8 protein-coding genes and 1 pseudogene are annotated in these 9,017 nt (G+C 68.8%); 5 read left to right on the top strand and 4 right to left on the bottom strand.

Annotated features, from left to right (window positions below; genetic code table 11):
• Positions 1–1,501 (bottom strand): class I adenylate-forming enzyme family protein (locus tag VFA06_RS20215; RefSeq protein WP_324842211.1); only part of this gene is annotated, 1,501 nt, incomplete at its 3' end.
• Between the two features lie 147 nt (positions 1,502–1,648).
• Between VFA06_RS20215 and VFA06_RS20210 the strand changes: the two genes are divergently transcribed.
• On the top strand, positions 1,649–2,536 hold the full coding sequence (locus tag VFA06_RS20210; protein ID WP_324842210.1) for a transglutaminase domain-containing protein: 888 nt from the start codon (positions 1,649–1,651) through the stop codon (positions 2,534–2,536).
• Positions 2,533–3,057: a hypothetical protein gene (locus VFA06_RS20205; protein ID WP_324842209.1), complete on the top strand. Its 525-nt coding sequence runs from the start codon at positions 2,533–2,535 to the stop codon at positions 3,055–3,057. The genes VFA06_RS20210 and VFA06_RS20205 overlap by 4 nt, the downstream gene beginning before the upstream one ends.
• A 46-nt stretch (positions 3,058–3,103) precedes the next feature.
• Here the strand turns inward: VFA06_RS20205 and VFA06_RS20200 are convergent, their stop codons facing one another.
• Genes VFA06_RS20200 through VFA06_RS20190 form a run of 3 tightly spaced genes read right to left on the bottom strand, consistent with a single transcriptional unit; the run spans position 3,104 to position 6,516 of the window.
• Positions 3,104–4,384 carry a class I SAM-dependent methyltransferase gene (locus VFA06_RS20200; RefSeq protein ID WP_324842208.1) on the bottom strand — a complete coding sequence of 427 codons (1,281 nt, stop codon included), beginning with the start codon at positions 4,382–4,384 and terminating at the stop codon, positions 3,104–3,106.
• Positions 4,385–4,387: 3 nt separating this feature from the next.
• Positions 4,388–5,623: a glycosyltransferase gene (locus VFA06_RS20195; RefSeq protein WP_324842207.1), complete on the bottom strand. Its 1,236-nt coding sequence runs from the start codon at positions 5,621–5,623 to the stop codon at positions 4,388–4,390.
• The gene (locus tag VFA06_RS20190; RefSeq protein ID WP_324842206.1) at positions 5,590–6,516 is read right to left on the bottom strand and encodes a phytanoyl-CoA dioxygenase family protein; all 927 of its coding nucleotides are present in this window, start codon (positions 6,514–6,516) and stop codon (positions 5,590–5,592) included. Before VFA06_RS20190 ends, VFA06_RS20195 begins: the two co-directional genes overlap by 34 nt.
• Before the next feature lie 184 nt (positions 6,517–6,700).
• On the opposite strand from VFA06_RS20190, the gene VFA06_RS20185 reads away from it, so the two are divergent.
• The 3 genes and pseudogenes from VFA06_RS20185 to VFA06_RS20175 form a co-directional block, all read left to right on the top strand.
• A complete protein-coding gene (locus VFA06_RS20185; RefSeq protein WP_324842205.1) occupies positions 6,701–7,720 on the top strand; it encodes a 2OG-Fe(II) oxygenase family protein in 1,020 nt (339 codons plus the stop codon).
• The gene (locus VFA06_RS20180) at positions 7,717–8,397 is read left to right on the top strand and encodes a PIG-L deacetylase family protein (RefSeq protein WP_324842204.1); all 681 of its coding nucleotides are present in this window, start codon (positions 7,717–7,719) and stop codon (positions 8,395–8,397) included. The genes VFA06_RS20185 and VFA06_RS20180 overlap by 4 nt, the downstream gene beginning before the upstream one ends.
• Positions 8,390–9,017, top strand: a pseudogene (locus VFA06_RS20175) (hypothetical protein); the annotation flags it as partial. The gene VFA06_RS20180 and the pseudogene VFA06_RS20175, both read left to right, overlap by 8 nt.

The raw sequence follows: 9,017 nt of genomic DNA, 5'->3' as shown, positions 1-9,017 counted from the left end.
TCGCGGCGAGCTTGGCCAGCACAGCCTTGTCGACCTTTCCGTTGACGGTAAGCGGAAGCTCGCCGAGTACTCGGCAGAAGGTCGGGAGTTTCACCCGCTCCAGCCGGTCCGCAAGTCCCGCGAGCACCGCGACCGGTGTGGTGTCGCCGACCACGAACAGCGCGGGTCCACGGCCGCCCGCCGGGGGGAGCGCCGCCGCTGCGTACACCTCACGCAGGTCCATGGCCGCCGCCTCGATCTCGAGCGTGCTCACCCGTGTGCCCCGGTGCTTGAAGATGTCATCCCGGCGACCGGCGAAGTGCAGATGGCCTTCGGCGTCCACACTGCCGTAGTCACCGGTGTACAGCGCGCGTGTCACGCCGTCCGGGCCGGGCCTGAACCGCTGCTCGGTCAACTCCGGCGCACGCCAGTAGCCCTGCATCACATGCGGACCGGAGACCACGAACTGGCCGATCTCGCCGGGCGGAAGGGGTCGCCCGAGTTCGTCGACCACTTCGACACGGGTTCCGTCGAGCGGCGGGCCAACCGAGCCGGGCCTGGTGAGATCCTCGTCAGCCTCCAGGATGGAGATCCGCTTGCACTCGGTGATGCCGAACATCAGGCTCACCTTCGCCCCGGGAAAACAGCCGCGCAGCGCGTTCGCGGCCGCCGGCTCCAGTGCGGCGCCGGTGTTCGTGAACAGCCGCACGCGGGTGGGGCGGCGGTCTCGCTGTGCGAGGGAGATCAACATGGAGGCGAGAGAGGGCACCACGGGGACGACGGTGGACTGCCAGTCGCGGATCCGCCGCAACAGGCGGGGATCGTTGCCCGGTTCGGGAAACTGCAGTTCGGCGCCCGCGTAGAGGCACAGCAGCAACTGGTAGAGGCCGTAGTCGAAGGAGAGCGGCAGGCGGCAGAAGATCGCGTCATCCGTCTGATACCGAAGGCGACGGGCGATCGATCGGACCGCGAAGGAGACCTGACGGTGCGTGCACATGACGCCCTTCGGGCTCGCCGTACTCCCCGAGGTGTAGATGAGCAGGCTGAGATCGTCCGGCCGGGCGAGCGGCGGTCCGTCCACGGGAGCGTGCGAAAGGGCCGCGTCCCAGGCTGCGGCGAGGGAGATGATCTGCGACTCGCTAAGGGACCGAAGGTCCTGGGCCTCGTGCTCCGCGCAGATCAAGACCATCGCGTCGGCGTCGGCGAGGACGTCGCGGAGTTGGAATAGGCTCATCTCGGGGCTCACTGGCACGGCCACCGCGCCGAGATGCATCGCGCCCAGCACGAAGGCGGCCATGCGGGCCGCGTTCGGATGGCGCAGCAACACCCTGTCACCGTGCCGCACGCCGCGACTGCGCAGCCATGAGGCGGCTCGGCGGCTGGACTGTGCGAGTTCGCGGTACGTCAGGGCCGCCTCGACGTCGCGAATCGCGGGTGAACCGGGCCAGGTCCGCTCCGCCCGGTCGAGAAACGCGCAGACCGTTTCCGGCGCCCCTTCGTCCTGCTCGAGTATGTCGTTCACCGAAAGCCTCGCTCCCTCCCGCAGGCTGGCCCGATGCACCCACGTCGAGAACCGGTTTATTCGATGCGAGCGTTGTTCGTCCAGAAATGTGGATGCACGCTCACGTCCAATTGCCGGCAATCTTCAATCCCAGCACGATGGAGTCTCGTGACGAAACTTCGAACCCTGGTCGAGCCGCTGCTGAGAATTCCCGACGAATTCCGCAGGTTCGACACCACGCCCGTCGGCGCGACACGGGATCTCGGCCTCGACGCGGCGGCCCAGCGGGTCCTGCTCGACGCGGGACTGCCGCACGTCGGCGACGGGGACGAAGTGCTCTTCGACTCCTTGGATCTCTCCACGATCTCGCTGTACCTGAGCGCGCGGTCGGCGCGTCGCGACGCCATGCGCTTCTGGCAGCGCAGCCTGCGCCGCATCGCGTCGGGACCGGTCGGCTACCGGGTCGAGGTGCGGGCGCAGTGCCCGCTGCCGCGACACTCCGGCGACTGCATCTACCAGGTCGCCCCCGAGGCGGGCGGGCGGACGCCGGTCGTCACCTCCGAACGCCGCGGCGTTGCGCTCGGCGCGGTCTCCTGCTGGGTGCAGCAGCGTCCCGAACCGCTGCCTCCGGTACTCGCCGAACTCGCCATGGCCTATGCCGACGTCGATTTCTATTACCTGCCGACGTTTCTCTCGTTGAACGCCGACTTCGTGGAGCGGGAGCGGATCGGAGACTGCGCGGCCACGGCGCGCGCCATTCTGGACACGGCGGTGAAAGCGGGATTCGAGGCGCGGCACGCCTACGGTTTCATCCTCGCGGTTCCCTATTCATCGACGCATACGTGGACCGAGATCCGACTCGAGGGGCGGTGGTTCGCGGTGGATCCGCTGCTGCCCAAGGCCATGCGCGCCTGGGGGATCACGAAGGGGGATGAATGGCCCGCGACTCTCTCGCCGCTGGGCGTCTACCGCCGCGTCGCCACGGAGCAGATCCGGCTCGCCTGGCACGGGCAGGTTCCGTGCCACACCTGGCTGCCGACGGAGATCGCGAAGTGACCGGGCCGTCGCTGCTGGTCTGTCGTTCGGCGGCGCCGAACGTGGACGAGGCGCCGTGGCACCTGGTCCTCGAGCGGGCCACCCGAGCCGTGCGGGTCGTGCGGCTCACTGCAAACCAGGCCGAGCAGTGGCCGCGTACGCCGCAGTCCGGTAAAGGCGCCAGCCTGGTGCTGGGCATCGGGGGCGCGGCACCGATCGCCTATCGGCTCGCCGTGCGGTCACCGCTGACCTTTCGCCTGGTGGTAGCCGATGCCCGCAGTAAGCCCTCGGACATTCCCGACGGTGCCGGTGCGCCCGAATTCCCGATCACCGCGATCAGCACCGCGCCGCCGCGAGCCGCCTCCACCCGAGCCCTTGCCGGTTGGGCCACCTATACCACCGGTGCCTTCGAGATCCGTACTGTGCCGTCGTGGCGGGACGATACGGACGCCTTCGTCACCGCCTGCCTGCGGCACCTCCACGAGGCGGGACTGCTCGCCGGGCCGGACGACCGCGGGGATGTGCTCGCGCTGCGTCCGTGAGGGGGCGGTTGGCGGCAGGGCACCGAGGCGCCCTGCCACCGACGGTTCAAGTACGGCGGACGTATTCGAGCTTGCAGTTCACCGGCCTGACGAACGTGCCGCCGCGACGCAGATAACCGTGGTTTGCCGCGATGATCGAGTCCGCGTAGTTCCAGGCGAAAATCACGCAGTACTCGGTGGGATCGGTTTCCAGCCGGTCCGGCGGCACAATCGGGATGCCGGTGCCCGGAAGCAACTTGTCCTGCTTGTAGGGCGTGGAATCGCAGATGTACTCCAGCGGCAACTCGGCCGAGCTCATCATGATCGTCGCCTTGGCCGGGGCGCCGAACCCGGAGATCCGATTGCCCAGCGCGGCTAGTTCCCCGAGCTCCGTCCGCGTGCGGTTCAGGAAACGGTGTACCTGATCGGCGAAGTCCCGGTAGTAGCCCGAATCGCAGACGCCGAGTGCGCGTTCGGCCGCGAGCAGCCGGGCGACCGAGGGGCGGGCGTGCGCGAACCCGCGGCCGGCAACCACTCTGAGGCTGCCGCCGTGGAAGCCGTTGCGCTCGACATGCAGGGCCCGCAGCCCGGCCGCGTCGAGCAGCCGGCAAAGCGATGTCATCGAGAAGTAGTAGACGTGCTCGTGGTAGATCGTGTCGAACAGGCACTTCGTCACGAGGTCGGCCACGTACGGAACCTCGATGATGAGGTGTCCGCCGGCGCTCAGCAGGACTCTGCAGCCGCTCAGGAAGTCGAGCACGTCGGGGACGTGCGCCAGCACATTGTTCGCGTGAATCAGGTCTGCTCGGCCGTGCTCGGCCACCACATGACCAGCCACCGCCTCGGAGAAGTACGCGTCAAGCGTGGGCACTCCGGCCGACCGCGCCTCGGCGGTGATGTTCGTCGCCGGATCGATGCCCAGCACCTGGAAGTGCTCACGGGCATACGCCCTCAACAGGTAGCCATCGTTGGATCCGATGTCGACGACGAAGCTCGCCGCCGGCGGGTCGAGTTCGCGCAGCGCGAACCGGCTCAGCTCCAGACCGTGTTCGATCACGGGTGCAGATGCGGAGGAGAAGTAGGCGTACTCCGAGAAGAGCCGTTCCGGCGCGACACTGTCGGCCAACTGGGTGAGTGCGCAGCTCTCGCAGTGCATCACATGCAGCGGATAGCGTGCGGACGGAGCCGCTCCCCGGGAACGGAAATCGTTGGCGAGCGGCGTTCTGCCGAGGCACAGTACCGAGGCCATGCCCTTCCGAGCGCAGATGCGGCACGCGGCGCCAACGACATCCGCGTGGCAACTCGCACAGTAGGTGGCCACTGGATTCGAGGCCGTTCTGGTGGTCATCGGTCAGATCCGTTTCTGATATGGCGCAGTCTCACATCTGCGCGCCATCTCCTCGACGGCCGCCTCGGCGGAAGGCATGGCGCCGAAGGCCGCTCGGGCCGCCCCGAGCCGTTCGGCGAACGCCGGGTCCGCCAGCAGGCGGGCCACGGCGCCTTCGACTGCGGACGGCTCGGCAGCCTCCGGTCTGAGCAGCAGGCCCAAGCCGTGCTCCGCAGCCCACCGCGCGTTGCGGTGCTGTTCAGCTTCCTGGGGAATCACCAGCGAGGGCACCTCGGCGCCGATCGCCGCCCGCATCGTGTTGCTGCCACCGTGATGGATGACGACCGCGGATCGGGGCAGTTCGCGATCGAGCGGCGCGTAGTCCACGGCCCGGATCGCGCCGTCCCCGGGCGCCGACTCGGCGCCGCGGACCGTCGAGAAGTCGAACCAGCCGTTCGGGCCAGTCGTCATCAGGACATCCATTCCGCGCCGGCTCAGCCGGACCGCGGACTCCCACAGTCCACTGAGCGCCTTGTTGGACACCGTGCCGAAGGTCATCAACGCCAGCGGCCTTGGCCCACGTTCGGCCTCCCCGCCCGGCGCCTGTCCGGCTTCTCCGTGGTAGAGCCGGCAACCCGCCGGTATCCGATCGGCCAGCTTGAGGCCTTCGCGGGTCTGCAGTTCGGGCGGGACGACGTCGATGTAGCAGCCGAGCGCCTGTCCCCGCGTGATGTCGACACCGGCGTGCTCCCGATAGAGCGGCGCTGCCTGCGCCCAGAGTTGCGACATCGTGTCCGCGTAGTAGGGGCCGATGCTCAGTGTGAAGTGCGGGATACCGAGCCTCAGTGCCACGAGCGGGCCGGCGAGTTCGAGCGGCTCGCTGACGATCGCGTGCGGCCGGAATCGCTGCGCGACCTCGGACAGCGCCCGCCACCGCAGTGTTGGCGCAACCCACCCGAAAAGCGCGGCGCTCCTGGACCAGTCCTCGAGGTCGAGCTCGCCGGCGATGCTCGCCGACCGCGTCATCGCCGCGCGCAGCCGCAGTCTTCCGGGCCCCGCGGGCAGCAGGGGCAGCCCGGCCGCCTCGACGATCGGCGCGAGTTCGAGGGCTGAGCTGTATGCGACGTCGTGGCCGAGGGCGCGGGCGGCGAAGGCCAACGGCGCGGTGTTGTAGAAGTGCGACTGGCCGGAGACACAGGTGAACAGGACGCGCATGTCGTCCGTGCTCAGTCCGCGGTCGCGAAGGCTGCGTCCCGGCACGGCCTTCCATGCCGGTCGAGGGCTTCGACCGGTCGAGCGGGCCGGTCGACGATTGATCCCTCGGCGCCGACGCCCTCCACGCTCCCGAGCGCCTTCCACACACTGAAGCCGAGCAGCTGCTTGACCTCGTCGGAGAGACCCGCCAACACCCGGGGCGCGACTGACAGCGAGAAGTTCTCCTGCTGGCGCAGGAAGGGTCGGCAGAAGTAGGTGAGCACGCCGAGCCGATCCGCTTCAGTCGAGTTCCGGCCGGTGCCGTGCACGATCCGACCGTCGAAGACGAGCGCGCTGCCCGCCGGTGCGCAGACCGGAATCCCGCCGCGTCGCAGCAGGCGGGCCCGGGCGAGCATCTCGTCGGGGGACACGGCCGACGCCTCGATGTGTGAGCCGGGAACCACGGTCGTCGCCCCGTTCTCCTCCGTGAAGGAGTGGAGCATCCAGATGACGCTCGCCGTCATCGCGTACGGCGGCCAAGGGCGCGCGACGTATCCCTGATCAGAGTGCAGCGGCAGCGGATCGTCGCCCGGAGCGACGAAGTTCGCCTGGATTCCGGAGAGCAGGAACGGATTTCCCAGGACACTGCCCACAAGCTCCAGCACTGTGGACCGCCGCAGCAGAGCCTCGAAAACGGTCCCTTTGTTGACGAGATTCCAAACCCGTCGATTGTCGCGCGCCCGAAGTCCCGCGCCGCCCACGTAACTGCTGGACTCGGGATCCTGGTCCGCGCGTACACCGTTGACAGATTCGCCCAATGACTGCTCGACGAGCCTGTCGCGCATGGACTTCACCGTCGTTTCGTCAAGGGCGCCGGAGACCACGCAGTAGCCGTGCACGGCCAGGTCGTGCCGCGCCAGTTCCACGTCCTCGGTCGGTTCGAGAAGCGCTTCAGCCACCGGTTTCCCCCTCGCGTTCGGCGAATGTCGGCCGAAGCTAGCACGCGCGCAGAACAACGCGGAGATGTGCAAATCCACCCGCCCTGCAGTGTTCAACCGAGGAAAACACCCGGTTGCACACCGCGAATGAACCCTGAGAATCTCCAGCATTACCGGAATCCACGGCGAAGGGGAGGGAAAGCCGGTGGGTATACCTGTTCTGGACCTTGCGGCGGCCGCAAAGTCTTCTCCCGAGGTGTTGCGCGAATGGGGAGACGCGGCGCGCGGATTCGGCGCATTCCGACTGGTGAACCACGGCGTCCCGACGTCCGTCCGGGAGTCGTGCGCGGCGGCGGCGCGCTGGTTCCACGGCCGGGAGGCATCCTGGAAGGACCGCTTCGCCATCGAGCGCTCACGAGGCAACAAGGGCTTCGTGCCTGCCGATTTCTCGCCGCGCGCCTCGGGCTCGGACCGCGTCGTGCGCGACTACGCCTCGCTGGACTTCGGCGCCGAGTCGACGTCGGCCGACGGCCTGCGCGCGATCCTGCTCGGCCCGAATCTGTGGCCTGACGAGCCGGGGTTCCGCAGCGCGGTGGAGGCATACAACGAGGCGGTACATGCCTGCGCGGTGCGCGTGTCCCGGCTGCTTTCCCTCGTCTGCGGGCTGGAGGAGAAGTACATCGAGCAGCGCTCGGTCGACGGCTGTTCACTGTTGCGCCTGCTGCACTATCCGAAGCCCGCGCCGCAGTTCGACTCCATGGCGGGCGGCCACACCGACTACGAGTGGTTCACCCTGCTCTGGCAATCCGCCGAAGGGCTGGAGGTCTACGGCCGCGACGGTGGCGTCCACCGGGTCGAGGCCTGCGACGACTCGCTCATCGTGCTGATCGGCGATCTGCTGGAGGTGCTCAGCGGCGGCAGGCTCGAATCGACGCTGCACTGGGTCACGCCGCGCGAGCCGGACCGGTATTCGCTCACCTACTTCTACGGCCCGGGATTCGACGAACTTGTCGCGCCGGTCGGCGCGCCTGAGAGCGCCGCGGTGGCGTACCCGGCGCTCGCGGCCGGGGAACATCTCACGGCCCTGCGGGTTCGGCACTTCGCTCACCTGCGCGCGGCGCTGGCGGACGGCACGCTGCGGCTGCCGTTCGCACTGCCGGCCGGCAACCCGCTCAAGGCGGCGAAGGAGTCCCGCCTGGCGGCGAGCGTGGCGGCGGCCCGATGAGCGTGCTGGCGATCATGGCACACCCGGATGACGAGACCCTCGGCTGCGGCGCCACGCTGGCCAGGCTGGCCCGCACCCGCGACGTCCACATCCTGATCCTCGGCGACGGGATCACCGCCCGGATCGAGGCGTGCGGCGAATCGGCGGCGCTGGCCGATCTGTATGAGGACGCCGAGCGGGCCCGCGACACGCTAGGCGCGGCGTCGCTCACTCTGGAGAAGCTGCCCGACCTGCGCTTCGACACGGTCCCCATGCTGGAGATCGTCTGGCGCGTCGAGGCCGTGCTGCGCCGGCTGCGTCCCGACACGGTGTACACGCACCACGCCGGGGACCTCAACCGCGACCACCGGATCACGGCCGAGGCGGTGCTCGCAGCGACCAGGCCGACCGGGGACGCGATCGTGGGCGACGTATACGCCTGCGAGACGCCGTCAGCCACCGAATGGGCCTTCGACCGGCTCGCCGTGCCGTTCCGTCCGAATGTCTTCGTCGACGCGACGGACACCATCGAGAAAAAGGTCGAAGCCATGGAGTGCTATCGCTCGGAACGACGGCCCGCGCCGCATCCACGGTCCGCCGAGGCGTTGCGCGCGCTCGCGCGGTACCGCGGATCCACAGCCGGGTTCCAGTACGCGGAGGCATTCGAGCTGGTGAGATCGGTGCGCACCGATGAATGAGATCCCGGACGGTTCGATACTTCCGGACATCGGCAGGCTGGCTTGGCGATCCGCGCTCGACGCCGACGGGGCTCGACGAGAGGTCGAACTGCGGGCTGCTGAGCTCTCCGGGTTCGAACGCGCCGTGCTCGGCGTCGTACTCGAGGTCGCGGACACCGGCGCGAACCGGACGACGGCTACGCCCCGCATCCTGCCCGAACTGGTCGGCCTGAGCCGGACGATCGCGGCCGAACGCGGCGGGCGCGACGGTACGTCGATCCGCGCGGATCTGCGTCGCATCGCCAACGCCAAGACGCTGCACCTGCTGCGCGAGGCCGGCCTCTACGAGGACGGCGAAGGCGTGCAGCCGGTCTGGCCGCACGCCGGAATGCTGATCCTCAACACCATGCTCGGCTGCAGCTTCGGCTGCGTCTACTGCTTCCGCGCGGACGAGCAGCAGGAGGGCGCCGAGTGGTTCCTGAGTGGCCGGCCCACCCAGGTGGTGGACGAGGTCACGGTCGTCGACCGGCTTTCCCGACATCCGCTGTTCGTCCCGGGCGTCACCCAGATCGGCCTGCACTCGGCGACCACCGAGCCGTTCCTGCCTCAGGTCCGCGAGAGCACCTTCGCGTTGCTCGATC

This window comes from Actinocrinis sp. (genome assembly GCF_035653575.1).
GTDB lineage: Bacteria > Actinomycetota > Actinomycetes > Streptomycetales > Catenulisporaceae > Actinocrinis.
This window is presented reverse-complemented; position numbering and strand designations above follow the sequence as displayed.

Excerpts from the sequence above, each read along its gene's own strand:
- VFA06_RS20200 (WP_324842208.1), bottom strand. The coding sequence starts at position 4,384 with ATGACCACCAGAACGGCCTCGAATCCAGTGGCCACCTACTGTGCGAGT.
- VFA06_RS20180 (WP_324842204.1), top strand. The coding sequence starts at position 7,717 with ATGAGCGTGCTGGCGATCATGGCACACCCGGATGACGAGACCCTCGGC.